The following is a 19,729-nucleotide window of genomic DNA, read 5'->3' as shown; positions in this document are numbered from 1 at the left end:
GTATTCAAAATTATTTTATTGAATTATAAGAAAAAAACTTAAGGAATTCCTTAAAATTTGATGACAATGGTCATATCTCTAATCACTAAAAAGACCAAAAATAGATATCTACCCATATCTCTCGGACAAATTAACTCTATTTTATAAAAGTATCAATAAATTCATTAGGTTCATGAACCAAAAATTTATAATTATTTTTTTATTTATATAAGTTATTGAAAATAATAAATAAAATTATTAAAAGTTTTATTAACTAGACTTCAGGTGAACATAAGTTAAAGTTCGAATTAAAATGAATAGGGTAGTCGCAATTTCCAAAAAATGACAGCTCATGTGTCGTTTAGATACTAACAATTTGTTTATTATAACAAATCTTAAGCATGTTAGCTGTCGTCATTCTTTGATACGGTCTACGTACTACCGTACAATCATCAGCTATATTCATGGTGTTACTTTGCATAATTTACATTTTCTGCATTCAAACCAATCAATCCAAAATTACGTGCACGTTCGAGACACATAAGCTGTCATTGACGACACATGTAATGTCACTGGTTGCGTTCGTGCGTCTATTTCCGTTGAACTATGCTATACCTTGAATAGCCAGCTACTCGGTTCACTGAAATACTGACCGACACGTTAGATTTCAGTTTTAAATCAAAATAGCGATCAATCGTCACAATTAGATGTTTTACATAATCAAAAACTACATATGTTAAATCCTTTAAATCATTGTTCTGGTGTGCAACTTCAATAAATTCTGAAAACAACGCTACACCTGTTTCGTTGGCCAGATTCGCTAACTGATTATCCAATCCGGCAATTGCCGTTAATTCTGATGCAATCACCACTTTATGCATTGCTGTTTCCGCTTCAATGCCTTTGTACTCAATCCCCTTGTATATATAGACATCGTTTTCTCGTTTGCCTTGGTTCCAAGGGTTATCCGTACCATCCAGTCTAGGCATGCTGTACGGTCGTTTTAGTTTTGCTGGAGGTGTTTGTTTAGCGGTGACTTCATAAAGGTTAAATACGCAATCTGTGTAGCGTTTAAGGCTATGGTATGTCAAAGCTTGCTGTTTGGCGGTCAACTCCCGTGGTGATACATGATTCACCAAGGTTTTGAACATTTCTAATGATTCTGGTGTGAACGATCCATCTTTTTTTGCATTGTCCATCAGGTCTTTTTTAGCCCATTTATGCTTTAGTTTTTCCGCTTCAGCATCAGATATTTTCTCTCCCCGATACACGTATCCACGCGCTGCGTTTGAATACTCAAAATCTGCTCGTTTTACTGCCTTGTAGACCATTGTTTTTGTCATTTGTTTTGCACCAGTTTTTCCCATAGTTGTGGCGACCGCTTGAGGGCTTAACACGTACCCATTCTTTTTCGCTTCGGTCGTAACACCAAAACTCGTACCCTAAACAACAACGTTTATTCACGACATAGCGGTAGGTGTTGCAGATCGTAAGCATATTCTCAGTGGCGTTAACTTCCCAAGGTTTAAACGCAATAAGCTCTGTTATTGCTTCCCTGTAAAGTCGTGTTGCTTTGGGATTATTGAATAAGATCCGTTCTTTTTTTGAGGTCTTAGTGATTGCATTCATTTCGTCCACGACCTCACTAATGCTTTTAGCCAATCATCCATCAAATCAACTAAAATTGCCCGTTCTCTGCCTGTTGGATATGCGCTTAACTTCATATTCCAACTATTTGCCGACTCTTCTGTGCCGTGCACCAAAAACCCATTTTGTTGATCATTTTCAGCCAGCTTATCCGTCACCCAACATTCAAACAGTCTGGCAAAGATTTCTGTTGGCTGTGACCAATACATTGACCGTGATTGATCTAGGTGCATGGCGTTATTCATAAAGCCCGTACCGCCTTGTCTTTCTTCGTAATCAAGGTATTTGGTTGACTTAAAAGTAAGATAATTAACCAGCTTGATAAACTTATCTGCAGTCTGGCCATCTTTAAGATGTTTGTATGCTGACTCTTGATGATTCTGTACTGAGTAACGCCCTTTACTGGTGTAAAGAAAGTATTCGCTAAAAAAGTTATTATTGAGTCCGTTTCGTTTTGCCAAAACACAATCAAATCCGTGCGCGAACTCATGGGCTAGTGCTCCAACACCTTGCGTCTTGGTCAAATGAATAAGCATATTACCTGGTTCAAAGTGAGCTGCTGCGCTATCAACGCCTGTGCCACGCGAACCGAATGCTATTCCTAGCTTACCGCCTAAAGATGCGAACGTAACGGGTAGACCTAGAAGTTCGACAAGATCCATTAGTGAGTCATACGTGCAATTCAGAAACCATGCACGTTCCTTTTGATTTACCCAATTACCGAACTCGACTCCAGAAAATTTGAAATAGTCCATAAGCAACTGGCTATCGATGTTTTCACCCTTTCGATGGTCCTTACCCTCGCGTACTTCAACTCTGTCGTAGCGCGGTCTTTTTGGGGGTTTTGCGCGTCCTTTTTTGGGTTCTATGACTCGTTCATCTAAAATTGGCTGAAAAAATGTTTTTACTTTTTCTAGTGCTGCATCGAATGTGTCGTATTCTGTCCAATTATCTAGTGTTTGAAAGCGCTTTGCTGAAATGGATTTAACGGCATACCACTTATATTGACCAGTCTCAGTGTTTAATAACTTTTTGGCACCATAATTATCTGCATCAAGTACACGATCGTCTGGCCATCCTAAAGGGATTAGATTATTTAAGCGTAACTGTGTGTCTGAACTAAATGATAGTGGGTGTTTAACTCTGCGATTGGTATGTCGTCCAGCTGAGTAGCGTTCTAAAATATCTTTTTCACTTCGTCCAGCACCAAACTTAACGGTCATGTACGCATTAAAGTCGTCTGTCAGTTGTTCTAAAAGTTCGTAGTGTGAGCTTTCATATTTGTTTTTTAAGAAGTGTAGTGTAGCAATGTAGGCATCATCCCATTGCTTTTGACCTATGCTAAACCAACCACCCCCTAAAGGCTTGTTGGTTAAGTTTGCATAGACCAAAGAAAATAATAGTGCATGTTTTACAGGTTTGTGGCCAGATTGGGCATCAGCTCTAAAATCAGGCTTTTGCCAATATTCCTTTTTAGTCACTAGGCTGTCAGACTTAATTCCATTCATGTTGCCTGAAAAGTCTGGTGATGGGTTGTCTTTACGTGCACCAGCAAACTTTTTACCTACATCCGTAATAGGACCATCTTTTTTTTCATTACTATTTATTTCTTCAGTCATAGCTAAACCACTTAATTGTTAGTTGCGTATATCGTCCAAGATCTCTGACAGATCAAACAGATTAATATCTTTGAGTTTCGCTTCAGCATTGATGCGCTCAAGTAATTTCATAAAGCCAACAAAAATAATGTGTGGTATTGGTCTATTGTTGATATGCACGGGTGTTGACCAAGTGCGTACACGCGTTTCGCATATTTCAAGCCCTTGTTCTTCAAAAAGCTTGATCAATGTCGGGATGTCTTTGTCTAGTTGAGTAAGGGCTAATAACGACCGAAATACATCATTTAAGCTAATAGAGTGGTGATGATGGTTCGGATTGTGCTGTTTTCTATTGTCGCCCTGTTGTTGATTAAAGTAATGATGGTTTTCGCGGTTTTGAGATGGTCTGTTTAAATATTTCATTTGTTATTAAGCTCCAAAAAGATAGCTGTAAATCAGGTACAAAATAAAAGTTATTGTTAATCCCGACACCAATAGAGAATTGATCGGGTAATTTTCTAAGTTAAAAGGTTTTCTGTGATAGCTCACTCCCCAATCTGAAACAGATCCTCGCTCTACGGCACTGTAAAAGTTAGTTTGTGAGGCGTTTAAACGGTTGTTGTCTACTGATATGAATTCCAGTTTGCACAGCAATTCGTCACTCAGGTAGTTAAAGAAAGTCGTTGGTGCACCATTTGATAGGATGTGTATAAAACCGACCTGTTTTTGGGTATAACCCATTCGCTCATACGCTTTTTGAAATTCGTGCGTTAAAGTCGCACTAAACTTATCCCCCTTATTTTTGCCAATCAGTTCAATTGGTGGCTCAGCTCCAGCCTGAATAAGCTTGGTGAATTTAGGACTACCACAACCCCAATTTTGAGAGATCCAAACACCGCGTTTTGTGTCGTGAATCAAACCATCAACAATGACCACGGCTGCATCACCGATGTCGCCGTTTTCTTTTTCTGTAAATTCGGTGTTATCAACGTCTTTTCTGAATTCTTCAGGCATTGGCCTTAAAACTTCTAAAAGATTGGTACTGTCACTTTGTACATGACCAGTAGCCAAAATCATCGACTCAATTTTTTTTAGGGCATGTTCAGGTACTATCAATACTGAATGTACACGCTGGTCATACGCATCAGATTGAATGTCTTGAGCTTCGGTATTCTTTTCAATAGTGCTTAATTCCATATTATTTCTCTGCCTGAGCTTTCTGGTATTCAACTGCAGTCTTCATTGAATATTCGGTATCATCTTCGTGCTCTGTACCAACCATGCTTTGCTGACCTTGGTATATACCTTTAACAGCATTGACGAATGCGTTATGCGCCGTAGCGTTGTAATACGTTAAGTTTCCAGCACTGGTCGAATCATTGAATGTCAAAGTATTAGGAACATGCCAAACTGCTGAATAAGCCTTGCCATCGATAACAACAATAGGTTCAAACTCGACCGCTTCACGGTGCTTGGTTTCATTCCATGGTGTATAGAAAACAGTATTGTTTTTGAGGTTGTAGACCTTGAATACGATCTGGCCAAGATTCCGCATTTTGGCCTCTTTGTTGTATGCCTCTAAAACCTTGTCTTTTTGGAAGTCTGTAATTTCAAGCTCAGGGTTCTTCGTAATCACCAGTGTTTCATCAGACGTTTTAATCTCAGATGGAACGTAGATTTTTGAACCTTTAGGGAAACGTCCTGATTTCTCCAATGCGGATCTAAACTTGTTATTTGCAGCCAAGAAGTTGCCAAACTCACTACTGAAGTAGCTGTAAAAATTTGATGCACTGGTGAACATGCCAAACTGATTCACCCGAACAATCTGCTCAGATACAGTGGATGCCAAACTTGCATATGGTTTGCCCGACACATCAATTTCGCGCCATTTGTAGTTACGTACACCTACTTCTTTGTCGCATGCATCATTAAACATAGATGTAGAAACAATATCGCCGTCCAAGCGCTTCACATAAGCAACCGGGTAACTGCGGATAGGTGCCATACGAACAGCTTTGTTTGAATTGGTGTAAAAGCCAGATGACGAAATGATATTTTGTTCAGATGATTTAATTTGATAACTTCGTAATGTATTTAGCTGTCGATCAAAGCTATCAATTTCAGATTCATATAAAACATCACCCTCAACAGATGTTGCGATTGAATAAGGGGCATACATCACATCGCCCTGAACTTTATCCATGATCTGCTCAGCTTCAATACGATATAACGGCTGTGAGAACATGCCATTTGATGCCAAAGCTGGTAGATCTCCCCCTACACCAAAATTACACGCTACTTTGTGGTTGGTGGTAGAAAGGCTTGATTGAGGTAATTTGTAGTTAGATGGATTGTAAGTGGTAACACGTTCATCATATTTGCGAACTTGTTCCTCAACTTTCTTTTCAATGGGATCTATTTGTTCTTCTTGAGATGCAGTATCAGTATTTGAAGGCTCTAACTTATCACAACCAAATAGTAAAACTGACAATATCGCTATGGTAAGGGTTTTCTTATTCACTACTTAATGACCTAACTTAAAACTACTAATACCCCACATTATAATTAAAAATAAGTATTAATGAAGTGGTATTTAATAGTTTAAGGACTTTTAAGCGAAAAAACCAATATCATTAATTAGTTTTAACGAACATTCTTTTAATGCAACTTCATAACCGCCGTTAATATTAAATGTAAAAGCAAATGGTAGCATTTTATCAATCGCAAATATCTTCTCTAATAAGTCGTTGTTTTCTGCAGATGGCTTATCCTTTAAGGCATATTGCATGGAAAACTTAGCATTTATACCCGTGCTTTTATATACAGCATTTATTTGTTCTTTAAGGCATTTTTCAACTTCTTGCACTGTATTGAAAATAAAATTCTGATTAACAGTGAATTTATCAGTTTTCAAAGATCCAAAGGTCCACGCCAGACTCTCCGAAACCACATACCCTAGAACAGTCTGCAATTCTTCATCTTCAAATTTGTGATAATGAACGTATGATTTAGTTTTACCGTTAAAATATAAAATAGAAATGGAGAACAACACCTCTTTGTGAGCATATTTAAAAGGTACTTCCACAAGACTATAAAAGTTTAATAGCTCAACGTTAGAGGCTTTAGACATATTTTTTAAAAAAAGTTTTAAAGACATTGAAGTGATTATACTAAAAATATCAAAGAAATGTTAAAGGGTTTAAAAATGGATACAGTTGTTCTAAAAAATAGTTTAATTGCTAGTTTAGTTTTTGTATGTGTGTTCCTGGTGTTCCAAAACATCGACCATAGAGTTTCTGAACGTATACAGCTTGAGTCAACCAGTGCAGCATTCGAGTCGCTTGATAAAGACTTTTCTGCGATCAATAGAAATGTGGATACTGAATTCAATAAGCTGCCTAAGTACGTGAAGCCCAGCAAAGAACAATCAATCAATGATGCATTGGAATTCATTAAATTCTCGAAACAGACCTTTACTGACACAATGGCCCAAAATAAAGAACTTTTAGCAGAAGTTAAGGGTTTTGAGAAAAAGGCAAATGATGTTTTAGAAAAATAATAGTTATTTTAAAAAGAAAAATGGGAAGCTATAAGCCTCCCATTCTTTTAATGTCGTAAGAAACATTTAAATTTTGTTCTTAAAAGTATTATAGTAAAACTAATAATTTATGCAAATACTTTTAACAGAAATAGCTAAAAGGTCTTTAACACTTAACGAATCCGAATAACTTAGACAATGTGAATAAATTGTTAAAGTAGTCGAGTGTATATGTAAAACATTGGTATACCCATTAGAGATATGCGAATTATTATATATGTAAAACCTAACATACTTTTTAGTCGTATCTTGCGTAAAACTTACCAGATAATCTTTTGTGTTTTCATTTATGTTATCTTCGTATTGCTCTGTTATGCTCAGGATCTCTTTGCTGTTCAGCCAATAACTGCCTGTTTTATCTTGTTTAATCTGTTCCAAAATCAAATTATTTAATGACTGGTACTCTTTCGTTATTGCTTTGGCATATCGTTTTGATGACTGATGTTCTTTCCAGTCAATTTTTGCTTTCTTAAACAATTTGAAGGCTGTAACCGCACACAATATAGCTGAGATGGTACATAATATTATTCTACTACTATCACCTATAATGCCAATAATTCCTAAATGCACATCTTTTGAAAATAAACCGTTCAAAGATAGGTATACGCCAAAGATACAAAAACTTAACGCAAAAACCACAACTAAGATTAAAGTTGCTCTAATTAAAAGCTCATTAAAAGTAATTTTTCTTAAGCTTTTGGTATAAAGCTTAATCTTATCTTTTTCAGATTTTAACATTTTAGCCAAGAACTTATGTTCTCTTTTTCCTCTGCTAAAAGGTGGTGTTACAGCATCTTTAAAAGTCATGTATAATCTAAAGTATTTTAACGTTCCATTAAATATACACTACACCTGGGCCTATTTAAAATGAAACATTATAGAATTATCGCTATTTTAATACCTTTAATATTTTCAGGTTGTGCAGCAAGCCACTCAGACAAAGAGCTTGTTGACTCTTATTACAATGACCAACAAAAAACAATAGAAAGCGATGTAGATCAACTCGTTAATTCCTACTCCGCTAAAGTCGTTACTCAGTACTACCCTGAACCATACTTCAATCCAACCAAGCCAATACCGCATTATTACGCTTTAAAGCTTGATGAAATGGGTATCCCTTACCCAAAAGAGCTTGTATACGACAATGCCGACTATAATTTTTATAAAGAGCAGGCTAAGTTTAATGCAAACAATAATGACGTAATTGATACAGATCACCACGATCACTAAAACTTTTTTATCGTAGGTGTTTTGTTGAGGGGCGTTTCTTGCCGAAACCTTTCTTAACCCCTTAGTGTATGAGGGTAAAAGATTCATACTATATTTTAGAAAATACACTTGATGGAGATAAAGACCAAAAAATCAAAGTGTTGAGAGTAAGCCAGTATGATACTTTTTATTACCCTCATACATTATCTTCTGAACTATCTTCACTCCTTTTTTGATTGGCTTCTTTGATAACATTTTCAATAAAACAGATAACTAAATTTAAAGCGATTAAAAATAATACGATATAGCCAATAGTTTTTAGAGTTAGTACAAAGTTATTGAATACATAAGTTGATGCTTTTCCTATTCCTATATAAACCACATAACATGCAAATATAACCAATGCTATTGCACTAATTGAAATTATTGCAAGTCCAGTATTTTTTAAAAATGAGCGCAATAAGTATTTATCGAATTTAGAATTATTCATAGCCATATACTATCCTTCATAAAAATTTCATTTTCTAACATTGAACGAAGCGCAACTATTGCTGCACCACCGCCAACAATAATTATGATAAAGCCGAATAAAAAATTGAGATTCATGTTTGCAGCTATGTTTAATTATTTAGATTTAAGCAACTTAATTAGTAGCATTACAATAGTTATTGTACGAGAGTACTTTACTCTAGAGGTGGTCCCACTTGTTTGAACAACTAAAAGCGTATTTATAAGTGATATTCCGCTCTAGTTAAGCCACCTTGTTTTGTTGGGGTAGCTGATCATAGTAAAACTCATTTGGTGTCATTTTGTCTAGACTCGAATGAGGTCGTTTCAAATTATAAAACTCAAAATATGCACTTAATTGCTTTTTCGCATCTGTGACACTGCTATAAGCTTTGAGATACACCTCTTCATATTTAACGCTCCGCCATAATCGTTCAACCATCACATTATCTACCCATCGACCTTTACCATCCATACTGATTTGAATGCCATTTGATTTCAATACATCAATAAATGCATCACTGGTAAACTGGCTGCCTTGGTCTGTATTAAATATTTCAGGTCGACCATATTTTTCAATTGCTTCATTTAAAGCCGAAATACAAAAATCCACCTCCATACTAATCGATACCCTATGCGCAAGTACCTTGCGGCTATGCCAATCAATCACAGCACATAAATAAACAAAGCCTTTTGCCATAGGGATATACGTTATATCCGTAGACCACACTTGATTACTGCGCTGAATAGCCAACCCTTTGAGCAGATATGGATATTTACGGTGAGCTTGATTAGCCTGGCTTAAATTTGGTTTGCAATATAACGCCTGAATACCCATTTTCTTCATTAAAGTACGTGTATGACGTCGTCCTATATGATGTCCTTGACGATTCAACAAATCACGCATCATACGACTGCCTGCAAAAGGATATTGCATATGTAATTCATCAATACATCGCATCAGCTTCAGATCTGATGCACTCACAGGTTTTGGGCGATAGTAATAACAACCACGGGAGACTTTCAGCAGCTTAGCTTGCTTAGATACTGAAATCTGAAGTGAGTCGTCGATTAACTTTTGTGGTTGAAGCGGCCCAGTTTCTTCAACACACCTTCTAAAAAATCAATTTCTAATGCCTGCTCACCGATTTTTGCATGTAGTTTTTTTAGATCGATGGGTGGTTCTGTTGGAGCTTTTGATTGATCGAAAGCTTGCGAGGAAGCTGAGATCAATTGATTTTTCCAGTCAATAATTTGGTTTTGATGAACATCAAACTCAGCACTCAATTCAGCAAGTGTTTTTTCTGCTTTAATCGCAGCAAGTGCTACCTTAGCTTTAAAATCATTTGAATGATTTCTTCTTGGTCTACGTGCCATAAAATACTCCATATATTGATGTTTATAACATCATTTGAGGAGCAGAATATCACTTATAGGAGTTGTTCAAATTTACGGATCCATCTCTCTCTCGTACACTTAGAAGATAAGCATCTGGATTCGTTTTTAATTCTTTATCTAACATTATTAGCTTATTCAACATATCTTGGTTTGTCGTCTTGGGAATGATCCAACCGCCAAAACTAATATTGTTTAATTTGATGTTAGGTAGTGGATCTTGTCTATTTTGTTCCAGTAACCAAAGATAGTTTTCACTACAAACAAATAAGACTTTTAATTCCTGATCAATGCGCCGTAAATCACAATATCTGAATAGGTTTACGTTACCTGGTGCTTCAGCATTGATAATTGGTTTTTTTCTTGTTTTTTCACCATGTAACTTAAAGTATTTAACACAACTTTCAATGTCACTTTTTAAATTGATTGGTGCAGTTTCTATTGGTGCCTCTGATAATTGTTCTTCAGCATATTCAAAATAGATCCAACATACATCTTGGTCTTTTAGCTTTTCAAAAAGCCAATCTGGAACGTCATGCAATTTTTGTTTTAGTACAAATGGTTTTCCTACATTCGTAATCTTGACGCTTCTTTTCTTGTACGTGTCCAGCTCCCCTATCTTCTTCACGCCACTTTTATATAAATAACGGTTTTTGAGAACTACTTTACTCTTTTTTACCTCTTTTTCAGGTTTAGGATCAGTACTGGATTTTTCAGGCTCAACATTCAAACAAAAGTAATCTATTCCTTTGGTAAACAATTGAAACTTCCCCTCCTTTTCAATTAAGGCAAAATTCCCTCTGATTTCAGCACCTACTATATCTTTAGATATTAGAAATCGATCATCAACGGTTTGTTCATTTAAGAGCAGTAAAGCCGATTTAAAATCTACTTTGTGTTCTGGTATTACAACATAACCGTGGTCAAACAACTTTTTGCTCACTCGGATAACTGTGTAAATATCCATAACCAGCTCCTTATATTATTTCCTGTAATTTTGGTTGATGTATTCTTGGATCGCTACAATTCTTTTTTCTGAAGTAGGATGCGTTGATAAGAAATCAATTTTAGTGCCCTGTTTTTCTTGGGCTACTACTTTATTCCAAAAGCTGACTGCGCCCTGTGGGTTGTAACCAGCACGAACCATAATATCAACACCTAGAAGATCCGCTTCACTTTCAAGTTTGCGCGAACCAGGTAAGTTAACCCCATAATCGCCTAGTAAACTTGTGCCAGATACAACCATGTCACCAAGACCAGCCGAACTAGCTGCAAGCACACCTAAACCAGTTAAAAGCTTTTTACTTACCTTTTCACGCCCATGATCACGTAAAGCATGTGCAATTTCGTGGCCGATCAGTGCAGCCAATTCATCATCAGTTGCATTAATTTTTGTGATAGAACCAGTCAACACACCGATCTTGCCTCCAGATAGACAAAACGCGTTGATTTCATTATCTCGGATTGTATTAACTTCCCAATTCCAATTTGCTGCGTCAGCTCGATAATGTGGAACTTGTGCGATAAGACGTTTTGCTACTCTATTTACTTGAGCGTTATTCACAATCAATCCACGCTGTTTAGCAGTCGTGATGATGTTGTTGTAAGACTGAGTACTTTGCTGAAGATATTCTTTTTCAGAATACAACATGATTTGTTTGCGTTTAGAACCCATTCCATCAATAGTACTAGATACGCAACCAGTTAAAAGAGATCCGGCAACAGCCAAAACACACAAAGATTTCATCTTAAAATCAAACATTTTGTTTTCCTTTATGTTTAAAAACATTTAACAAGTTAAAACTGCGCTTATTAAGCTTGTTTTTATCTTCCAAATCAGTAATACATTTAAACTCTTTTAAGATGTTTTTGTAATGCTCTTTTTGTTCATTTTCTGACTTATTAAAACCTTTCAAAGCTAACTGTTCAATAGTTTTAGGGCTGAATAATTTCAGAAGAACTATATTTAATATTAAAGTACCAGCCAGTAAGCCCAACGCATAAAGCTGAACAACTGAAGTACTGTATTTAGGTTCCATCGGACCAAGTGAACCAAAGCATATAAAGCTAAATACAGATAAAGTAACTGCAGCTATAAAACTAGATACCGTAACTCTAATCTTGAACTTATATCGTGCAATTAAAGCGACAATTAAAAAACCAAAAAGTATGGTACCAATTGCCGTAGCCATTATGACTAAAAAGAGCCCAGGGTTTGTGTTTGATGGATCTAACATTTCCATAGAATATCCTTAAATAAAACCCTTGCTTTCTAATAGGGTGAAACGATCTTTAAACAGTACAAAGAATGTTTTTTTAACGCTTTCGTACTGGTGTTTGATAATGTCTAAAGCACTATCATATGCACCTAGTTTCACGTAATTAACAAAATTGGCATGATCAAAACCTTTAAGTTTGTGACGTTTAATAAAGCCCTTAAAGTCTTGCTCTTTTTCTTTAAATTGATTCTCAAATTCAAAGAAAAGTTTGCCTAATTTCATGCTGTATAGTTTTAAATTGACAATAAATTCGACTAAAGGTGTTTCATTTCCTCTAATCGTAACCAGCATGTCTTTATCTTTTGTGATTTCGAGCGATGGTAAAAAATTAGAAAAATTAACCAGTAGATCACTTAATAAAACTTGTTTATTAAAGTATGTGACCAAAACAGGTGCGCTATCTGGCACATACGCTTTGATACGTTCAAATTTACTTAAAGCTTCTGGAGAAGCATGACCACTAAGGGCTAATTTCACTAACATATAATTCACTCGACATCTAATTCATTTTTTAAAACCAATTTGTATTTTGGATGAACCCCAAGTCTAAGTTGAAGTAATGTCCACGCTTGCTTTGTTATTAACTTTTCGCCACTTTCAAAGTTTGACCACTGTATATTGTTGTACAATCCTGTGTGACTAGACATTTTGGTTTTACTTAAACCACTCCAGACTCTTAGTTGTTTTCCTAAGACTGGTATTGGAACCAGCATTAAACCATTGTCCTCTTGTTCCTTTAAAATCTTTAAAGCTGCCTTTTTACCTACTAATTGACCGCCATCTTCACAAATATAAGTAATACGAGCTGTATATTGTTCAGAGTTTAAGCACTCTTCTAACAATGCTAGAACTTCATCCTGAGGATTCGTTAAACCCCCTCCAACCGTATCGCCTGTATCAGTTTTAATCACGAGTTATACCTTTTAAGATAGATATTCTTATAGTATATACGAAAAACATTTAAAAGATTTTTTTAAAAAAACAAAATGTTCATTTTTTGTATTTTAGCTAAAACCACTTATAATATGATTATTGGTATTAACCAAAGTTTAAAACATATTGAAAGGTGTTTAAAATGACTAACTCTAAAACTAACGCTAAAACCAAAGAGAACCGCTTAAACCAAAATGGCAGTTTAAGCAAAACCGACCAACGCAAGCTTAAACCTATTTCTTTTTGCTTATTAGATACAGAACAAGTGACAATGCTGGAGAAAATTGAAAAGTTTCAATATGGCAATTTCTTTAAAAACATTATAGCTTCTATGACTGATGAAGAAGTTGAACAGATCGCGAATAGCAACAAGAAAAGCGATCCAATCATTCCTCAAAAATTACTAGATCTAAACATCACAAAAGGTTTCTTATCTTGTCGTTCAATTGCAAAGGTGCTTTTTAAACACAATAAAGTTGAATCTATGCTGCATGAGCTACGTAACTTTATCTCTGACGAATTCATTTTAAAGTTAGCTGAAGACCGCAACTTAACACTATCTATAAGCGACTCAGAAGTCGATTCTAATACCTCTTCAGGTATGTTTGATGATCGCTATGCGATGGCTGATACTGGCTATAAGAGCCGTACAACACCTGTTTTCAATCAGCAAAATATTGAATCTATAAAATCCATTGTTCGTGAACATGAGAAGCTTCCAAAACATGTCGAATTAGACAATGATTTCATTGAACAGTTTATGAATGACAATCCTGAAGTATTCGCAAAATTATAAAAACACAAACAAAAAAAACCATCTAATTTTTAGATGGTTTTTTTATGTCTTAATTATTTCTAGAATCAGCTATAAAGCTTCGCTGGCTCGTCTGCAACTGGTATCACTGGCTGTACTTCTTGCATAAGAATTTTAGTCACTTCATCCAGTGGTGCAATGTTGGAAGGTAAAAACTCTATTGCTTCAGGAAATTGTGATTTAAGGTAAGCATCTATGGCTTTGTGAATAGCTCGGTACCATTCTCGCGATTCGCTCTCTAAATTAAACATGCTTGAAATTGAAGCTTCTAGATCCGCAATATATTTACTTGGTAGTAAAGCTTTACGCTCCATATAAGCTTGATGTGCCATAGCAAGCCAGATAAAGCGATTTAATTCCTTACTACTTCCCTCTACGCTATTATCTTTAAAGTTCAACGTTCTAAATTTGCAAATGTGAAAATGTTGCTCACTAAAATATTTAAAGAAATCTTCATACTCAATTACAGAAATGGATTTTTGTAGCACCAATGGTATATCTAATGCGAGATCCACTTCGACTTTACGTGTACCAATGCCATTTTTAATAACAAATTTCATATTCACCTCAAAATAAATTAAATTGTTTAAAGGTGTCTTTATCATTAAAAGTAACCAGGTGATGCGATTCAATTAACGATTTAAGGTCCTTAGCCTGAGCAACTGGCTGTATTTCAATGCTGGCGATTTGTGCAGCTTCATGAATTAACCCTATGATTTGAGCACGGCTTTCTAAATATGCAGATAGATCGCGAGTTTCTTTGAATGAAGAAATGACAAAGTTAATATTCTTTTCTAAATTCTCACTCAAACTGCTTAGTGTTTGGTTAATTGGTGCATACTTTTCTATATGCTCTAAGACTGTTGCATGATCTAGAAAAAAACTAACTTCCAGCAATAATGAATTGTAAAAATCAATAAAGTTCGTTTCTTTTTCAAAGATGAAAATTTCTTGGCCATCTTCGTCATTAGGTATCTCAATTGAACCTTTTGAGATCTCAAAACTTTCATCCCCCAACAATGTATGCAGAATTCGGCCTAAGTGTTCTGCATGTGGTTTGCTGTTAGTAAAGTTGATTTTCAAGTTTTCATTTGAATCAGCAATACGGACTAAAATATAGTTTGTTGTGTGAAATAATTCATCTGCATTGTCAGTAAAATTTAACATTGAAATCTGATTATCTGTTCCAGCATCAGAATCAAGTTGCTTATCCAAAAATTCATGGTTATCAATAAAAAGCTTAGCTACACCGTTTGTAATAATGCTTTCGTATTCACCAAAGTTTTGTGCAAGGTATTCGCTCATTAAATTTGGCAGAACTTCTAATAAACTTTTTTTAAGATCCGATAATTCAATAGCAGAATTGAATAACGAATCTGGCACAAGGTTCTCTACCTCTTCATCAAGTGCTTCATCGTTTGGTGACAACCCTTTTTGCTGTGCAATTGCATTACGGAAGGAAGCCATAATTGAGATTGTCAAAATTGAAAGTGTTACCGTTTTAACCCATTCACTTTTCACATCGTTAGGCACGTAAAAAGCGCAATTACTAACCCACTGGTGGTTATGATTAAGAATCCGCTTTAAAGGGGTTTTAGTGGCTGGAAAAATTTCAAAGACAGTATTTAAGATTGGGTTTTTACCCAATTTGATGCTTTTATTATTACCGTAAAAATAGATGCTGCGAATATCAGACATAATATACTTTCTTAAACTTAACGTTGGTTACATATTATCACTGATTTAGTTTTAAAAAATATTTTTTAAAACTATTAATTTTATTTTTTTGTGTTTTAATTCTGCCCTTGTTCACTGCTTTTAAAACCCAAAAAAACAGGTAACTTTTGCTTAGGCTACGGTGGGAACTTGGTATTACAGTGTTATTTGGTAGCTAAAAAATTAAACATTGATAAACTATTGATAGTAAAAGAGATAAGGAATAGATAGATTTCTTTGCGTGTAGGGATATACTTTTCATCAAACATTTTGTTTATCGCATACAGAAGTGAAGAAAAACATAAAATGAATATGATGATTTGCAATATATATGATGGAGTATTGAGGGTTTCTGGTAGATATTTAATCTTGTATATCGTTGTATTTAAAAACATTTCAAACACAAAGAATACAACTACAAAGATGTAGCAAATATTGAAAATGGCAACTAAGTTGTATGCCGATTTGAGTACCAGGCCTGTCATCGATTGTTCACTTGAATCAATCTCACCCGTTTTTGGAATTTTAAAAAGCACAACGCATTCCAGTTTTAAGAGTGTATCTATTATACTTTTAGAATACCTTTTATCAACTATAAAACTTTGTTATTAAAATAAAAAAATGGCCTTTTAAGACCATTTTAAAACACCCTACCCTCCTTTTAAGACTAGCCGTTGTGCTTATCTTTAGAATCACGGTAAGTAGAGATATGGTAGAAGAAAAAGCACGATAAAAGTGAGAAAAGCACCACCCCGAACGTGTTCCAAAATCTGCTATTTGATAGTTCAGAAATACGTTTATTGATTTCTGAGATAACACATGGATTCGCTTTTGCAACTTCAACATTTACATTGCAGACTTCAGCATATTGGAATAGGAATGTTTTATGGCCAATATCATACATTTCTTGGATCTGGTTAATATTGGTCGTATTCAGAAGAACCATAACAAGAGAGATCAGTGCTACAAATATAGAGATAACAAGAAAGCACTTCACAATGATTTCACGAGCCACATCATCAACACCACTTAAATATCTTTCGAGCAATATATTTAGCTTAGTTCGACCATCAAGGATAATGTTATAGTCATGTTTTACTTCATTATTTCCTGTATGGTTTTGATTTGTTGGTTCAACAGGAATGTCAGATAATTCGGCTGGTAAAGTGACTGCAATTACATCTTTTTGTTCTTCAGGTGCTAAACTTTTATTGCTGCTGTTTGATACAAAATCTTTTAATAAGGGTACTGGCTCACTTTTAAGGTGTTCTGTTTTTACAACCTCGTGAGCCGACTCATTTGCATCGAATAAGATCTTGTCTGTTCTTTCTGGATGCTTGAGATGTATATATTGATAAATAAAATAATTGATCTTTTGCTGTAAGACCGGGCTTTTATCAACTTCACTTTCCACATCTGCACCAAAAGTCTCAGTTATAGATGATTTTAATTCTTGTACTTCGGATTGATTCAGCAATCGATATAGTTCATATATTGTTTTAGAACTGATCATGATAAAACCCACATTAATATTCATTAAACTGTTAGTAGTATATAGAATGTGGTTTTAAAATAAATAGGTATGTTTTAAGAATAAAAAAAACCGCCTTTTAAGGACGGTTTTAAAAGGGGGTTTAATTAGTATAAACAGTTGCCGTTTGCACCAATAGAGCGTCCATTCTGGCTTAAATACCGTTGTACGGTGTTAGCAACATCTCTTGGGAGTTGATTATTCACTTTTTGTATAACATCGACTTTGTATTTATTCTGACAACTCACAATACCAGCCAACATGTTATTGATCAGTGATGTATTGTCTTTACCATCCAATTTACGTGTTTCTTCGTTTATCACTATGAATTGAACAATATTTAGATAGTTATTCGTGAGGTTGTCACCACTTTTTGATGACTTGTTTAGATTCTCAATGGTCGAATTCAAGTTATTCATTCGTGCTTCAAGGCCAGAATCACCAGTGACATTTGCATTATTGTTTTGGTAACGCGTAGCTGTGGTGTTCCGATTAGAATTATATTGTCTTTGCTGTATCGGCTGTTGCTGAACCTGAACTGGTGCTTGCTGTTGAATTTGACCAGGTGCTTGCTGTTGTTGAGCTGGCACTTGCTGAGTTGAATCTTCATTTGAAGTTGCTTTTTTATACCAATCACTAAAATCGGCATTTGCACTACTACTCAATATAGTAGCCGTAAAAATTGCACATAAATAAAGTTTATTATTCATTGTCTGAACTCTCTTTACCGTTGTAGTTCGCTGGACTAATAGCTTTTAAACTGAACTCATTTGCAAGTTTCCACAACCGCATAAATGTCTTTTGCTTTTCTTGTACCCAATAGTCCTTATCTTTTTTTAGAAGATTCTTTAATACATCTGAGTTCAAGTGGAAATTATCATCAAAAAAATGTTCAAACAGGAGTTCTGTTAAATAGTTTTGAGTTAACGTTTTTTTATTTTCATTACCCGTACCAAAGAATATTTGGCAAAGCTTTGTGCTTTCACACACGAGATCTATGTATTTTTTCTCGTCTGCATTTCGCTGGTGGCGCAAATGAGGATGTGTAATAAAAATAGAATTACGTATGAAAGCATAATCAATAATTACAGTAGCTTCCGTTTTCTTTGAAATGTACTCAGCGTTTGTAAGAATTTCACAAGTGGTAACATCAACTTTGTCGCGAATATTAATGAATTCGCTTGAGAAAGTAGATGCACTTTTGTTTTCGATCTCAACTTTCTTATCACGATTTCTCAGATAAAGTAAATTATCTGCTTGCTTCATATCGTTTAGGAATCTTTCAAAGAAGTGATTACTTTTATATAGATCTTCTAGAGCTCGCGTAACATAAGACGCAACCAAATTAAGATTTTTAGCTAAATATGATGGTCCATTCTTAGTTGTATAAGCAGCTAAACGATCCTTAACAAGTTCTATTACTTTTTCAGGTTCACCATTATTCAATCGAATTGCTGAAGTGAAGAGCGCATTACTGATTTTAAGCTCATTGCCCTGTTCATCCTGAACCTTTGCACACATTTCATTTAATGTATTAAGCGCTTTACGATAGTTGGACTTCAACTGAATCTGAAAACGATAATTGCAAAAATTGTCACGATCTGGTGTACGCTTATTGCATGGTTCATACTTAACAGAAATAAATAATTCAATAGATGGATTGTTATTCAGTCTTTCTAATGAAACAAGAAGTCGTTTACGGTAAAAATCACTTGCTTTGTATTTAAATTCTACTGAAAACTCGGTTAATGCTTTGAAGTCAATGTAAGGAATAACCACTTCGCCACGAAACTCATTGATCTTCATCAAGTTATACATATAAAGATCAAAACGGTCCTTAAATCCAAGAACCGTTAAAGTGTCGAGAACTGTGTAGCGCCCCTTTTTATCAAAATCTAATTCAGATAGATTGGCAATCAACGTTTCTTCAAGCTGATAGCAAATAAACGCATTGTTATCTAATTCAAAATAGCCCGTACTGGCAAACATTCTTTTATGAGTTACGCTGTCTACGTCATTTCTTGAAAATGGTTCGCTGTCCATTTGGCGTAAAGAGCTCATTGGTAGCATCACTTTACCAACACTATTTAGCGTATTCCATGCCAAAGATTTGATACGGCCATTGCTAAGGTAATTAGCTTTATTTTTGAATAAAAGAATTTGACGGATGTATTCAAAATTCAGAACAAAGTTGTTCGCTAGTTGTAATGCTTCAATTTGGGATAATTCAGGTTTTTCAGCGATAACGCGCTGCAGCTGATGTGCATACTTATTTTTGGCATTCACCAACATTAAGTAAAAAATGAATTGATCAACAACTGGAATATCTAGATAACATTCGACTATGAAATTACTGATTTTGTTGCCGTAACCCAAGAGATCCATGGTTTTTGTTTCGGCATTAATAATTGAGTCTTTGATTGACTGCGATAGTCCAAAAATTTCATCTTCTGAAATTCCTTTACTTATGCAGACTTGTGAAGAATCTTGCATAACTGCTCCACTTTAGACAACGTACAACGT

General features: G+C 35.1%; 22 protein-coding genes. 3 read left to right on the top strand and 19 right to left on the bottom strand.

The window, feature by feature from the left end; all coding sequences use genetic code 11:
- Window positions 1–569: 569 nt before the first annotated feature.
- The 6 genes from DJ533_RS01780 to DJ533_RS01755 all read right to left on the bottom strand — a co-directional run bounded on the left by DJ533_RS01780 (window position 570) and on the right by DJ533_RS01755 (window position 6,381).
- Window positions 570–1,376: a hypothetical protein gene (locus DJ533_RS01780; RefSeq protein ID WP_010591556.1), complete on the bottom strand. Its 807-nt coding sequence runs from the start codon at window positions 1,374–1,376 to the stop codon at window positions 570–572.
- Window positions 1,377–1,604: 228 nt separating this feature from the next.
- Window positions 1,605–3,245, bottom strand: coding sequence for an LPD1 domain-containing protein (locus tag DJ533_RS01775; RefSeq protein ID WP_065995525.1), 1,641 nt, complete (start codon window positions 3,243–3,245; stop codon window positions 1,605–1,607).
- A gap of 18 nt (window positions 3,246–3,263) precedes the next feature.
- A complete protein-coding gene (locus tag DJ533_RS01770; protein WP_042892771.1) occupies window positions 3,264–3,647 on the bottom strand; it encodes a hypothetical protein in 384 nt (127 codons plus the stop codon).
- Between the two features lie 6 nt (window positions 3,648–3,653).
- Window positions 3,654–4,421, bottom strand: coding sequence for a hypothetical protein (locus tag DJ533_RS01765; protein WP_043041614.1), 768 nt, complete (start codon window positions 4,419–4,421; stop codon window positions 3,654–3,656).
- A 1-nt stretch (window position 4,422) separates the two neighbouring features.
- A complete protein-coding gene (locus tag DJ533_RS01760; protein ID WP_043041615.1) occupies window positions 4,423–5,745 on the bottom strand; it encodes a hypothetical protein in 1,323 nt (440 codons plus the stop codon).
- A 90-nt stretch (window positions 5,746–5,835) separates the two neighbouring features.
- Window positions 5,836–6,381, bottom strand: a complete 546-nt coding sequence (locus DJ533_RS01755) for a hypothetical protein (protein WP_223213854.1) — start codon at window positions 6,379–6,381, stop codon at window positions 5,836–5,838.
- A gap of 48 nt (window positions 6,382–6,429) precedes the next feature.
- Between DJ533_RS01755 and DJ533_RS01750 the strand changes: the two genes are divergently transcribed.
- On the top strand, window positions 6,430–6,783 hold the full coding sequence (locus DJ533_RS01750) for a hypothetical protein (protein ID WP_044432035.1): 354 nt from the start codon (window positions 6,430–6,432) through the stop codon (window positions 6,781–6,783).
- A 99-nt stretch (window positions 6,784–6,882) separates the two neighbouring features.
- Here DJ533_RS01750 and DJ533_RS01745 read toward each other — a convergent pair whose 3' ends face one another.
- Window positions 6,883–7,629, bottom strand: a complete 747-nt coding sequence (locus DJ533_RS01745; RefSeq protein WP_044432037.1) for a hypothetical protein — start codon at window positions 7,627–7,629, stop codon at window positions 6,883–6,885.
- A gap of 60 nt (window positions 7,630–7,689) precedes the next feature.
- On the opposite strand from DJ533_RS01745, the gene DJ533_RS01740 reads away from it, so the two are divergent.
- On the top strand, window positions 7,690–8,052 hold the full coding sequence (locus DJ533_RS01740) for a hypothetical protein (protein ID WP_005005750.1): 363 nt from the start codon (window positions 7,690–7,692) through the stop codon (window positions 8,050–8,052).
- A gap of 175 nt (window positions 8,053–8,227) precedes the next feature.
- Here DJ533_RS01740 and DJ533_RS01735 read toward each other — a convergent pair whose 3' ends face one another.
- The 7 genes from DJ533_RS01735 to DJ533_RS01705 form a co-directional block, all read right to left on the bottom strand.
- The gene (locus DJ533_RS01735; RefSeq protein WP_005005752.1) at window positions 8,228–8,527 is read right to left on the bottom strand and encodes a hypothetical protein; all 300 of its coding nucleotides are present in this window, start codon (window positions 8,525–8,527) and stop codon (window positions 8,228–8,230) included.
- 255 nt (window positions 8,528–8,782) lie between these two features.
- A protein-coding gene (locus tag DJ533_RS01730) for an IS3-like element ISAba14 family transposase (protein WP_223155595.1) occupies window positions 8,783–9,915 on the bottom strand; the annotation gives its coding sequence in 2 pieces (ribosomal slippage) (window positions 8,783–9,663 and window positions 9,663–9,915; 1,134 coding nt in all).
- Between the two features lie 49 nt (window positions 9,916–9,964).
- The gene (locus DJ533_RS01725) at window positions 9,965–10,900 is read right to left on the bottom strand and encodes a hypothetical protein (RefSeq protein ID WP_005028393.1); all 936 of its coding nucleotides are present in this window, start codon (window positions 10,898–10,900) and stop codon (window positions 9,965–9,967) included.
- Window positions 10,901–10,915: 15 nt separating this feature from the next.
- On the bottom strand, window positions 10,916–11,695 hold the full coding sequence (locus DJ533_RS01720) for a M48 family metallopeptidase (RefSeq protein ID WP_005005756.1): 780 nt from the start codon (window positions 11,693–11,695) through the stop codon (window positions 10,916–10,918).
- Window positions 11,688–12,176, bottom strand: coding sequence for a hypothetical protein (locus DJ533_RS01715; protein WP_005005757.1), 489 nt, complete (start codon window positions 12,174–12,176; stop codon window positions 11,688–11,690). The genes DJ533_RS01720 and DJ533_RS01715 overlap by 8 nt, the downstream gene beginning before the upstream one ends.
- Window positions 12,177–12,185: 9 nt before the next feature.
- Complete coding sequence (locus tag DJ533_RS01710) at window positions 12,186–12,695, bottom strand: hypothetical protein (protein WP_005005759.1); 510 nt, start codon at window positions 12,693–12,695, stop codon at window positions 12,186–12,188.
- A 5-nt stretch (window positions 12,696–12,700) separates the two neighbouring features.
- Window positions 12,701–13,123: a hypothetical protein gene (locus tag DJ533_RS01705; RefSeq protein ID WP_065995271.1), complete on the bottom strand. Its 423-nt coding sequence runs from the start codon at window positions 13,121–13,123 to the stop codon at window positions 12,701–12,703.
- Window positions 13,124–13,287: 164 nt separating this feature from the next.
- Here DJ533_RS01705 and DJ533_RS01700 point away from each other — a divergent pair, with 164 nt between their 5' ends.
- Window positions 13,288–13,941 carry a hypothetical protein gene (locus DJ533_RS01700; RefSeq protein ID WP_005005764.1) on the top strand — a complete coding sequence of 218 codons (654 nt, stop codon included), beginning with the start codon at window positions 13,288–13,290 and terminating at the stop codon, window positions 13,939–13,941.
- A 65-nt stretch (window positions 13,942–14,006) separates the two neighbouring features.
- Here the strand turns inward: DJ533_RS01700 and DJ533_RS01695 are convergent, their stop codons facing one another.
- The 5 genes from DJ533_RS01695 to DJ533_RS01670 form a co-directional block, all read right to left on the bottom strand.
- Window positions 14,007–14,519: a hypothetical protein gene (locus DJ533_RS01695; protein WP_005005767.1), complete on the bottom strand. Its 513-nt coding sequence runs from the start codon at window positions 14,517–14,519 to the stop codon at window positions 14,007–14,009.
- A 7-nt stretch (window positions 14,520–14,526) separates the two neighbouring features.
- Window positions 14,527–15,657 (bottom strand): hypothetical protein, encoded by a 1,131-nt coding sequence (locus tag DJ533_RS01690; protein WP_005005771.1) that lies wholly within the window; start codon window positions 15,655–15,657, stop codon window positions 14,527–14,529.
- Between the two features lie 685 nt (window positions 15,658–16,342).
- Window positions 16,343–17,188: a hypothetical protein gene (locus tag DJ533_RS01680; RefSeq protein WP_228716446.1), complete on the bottom strand. Its 846-nt coding sequence runs from the start codon at window positions 17,186–17,188 to the stop codon at window positions 16,343–16,345.
- A 125-nt stretch (window positions 17,189–17,313) separates the two neighbouring features.
- Window positions 17,314–17,916 (bottom strand): hypothetical protein, encoded by a 603-nt coding sequence (locus DJ533_RS01675; protein WP_005005776.1) that lies wholly within the window; start codon window positions 17,914–17,916, stop codon window positions 17,314–17,316.
- Complete coding sequence (locus DJ533_RS01670; RefSeq protein ID WP_005005779.1) at window positions 17,909–19,699, bottom strand: hypothetical protein; 1,791 nt, start codon at window positions 19,697–19,699, stop codon at window positions 17,909–17,911. The genes DJ533_RS01675 and DJ533_RS01670 overlap by 8 nt, the downstream gene beginning before the upstream one ends.
- Window positions 19,700–19,729: the final 30 nt, after the last annotated feature.

It is taken from the genome of Acinetobacter defluvii, from assembly GCF_001704615.3.
GTDB classification, from domain to species: domain Bacteria; phylum Pseudomonadota; class Gammaproteobacteria; order Pseudomonadales; family Moraxellaceae; genus Acinetobacter; species Acinetobacter defluvii.
This window is presented reverse-complemented; position numbering and strand designations above follow the sequence as displayed.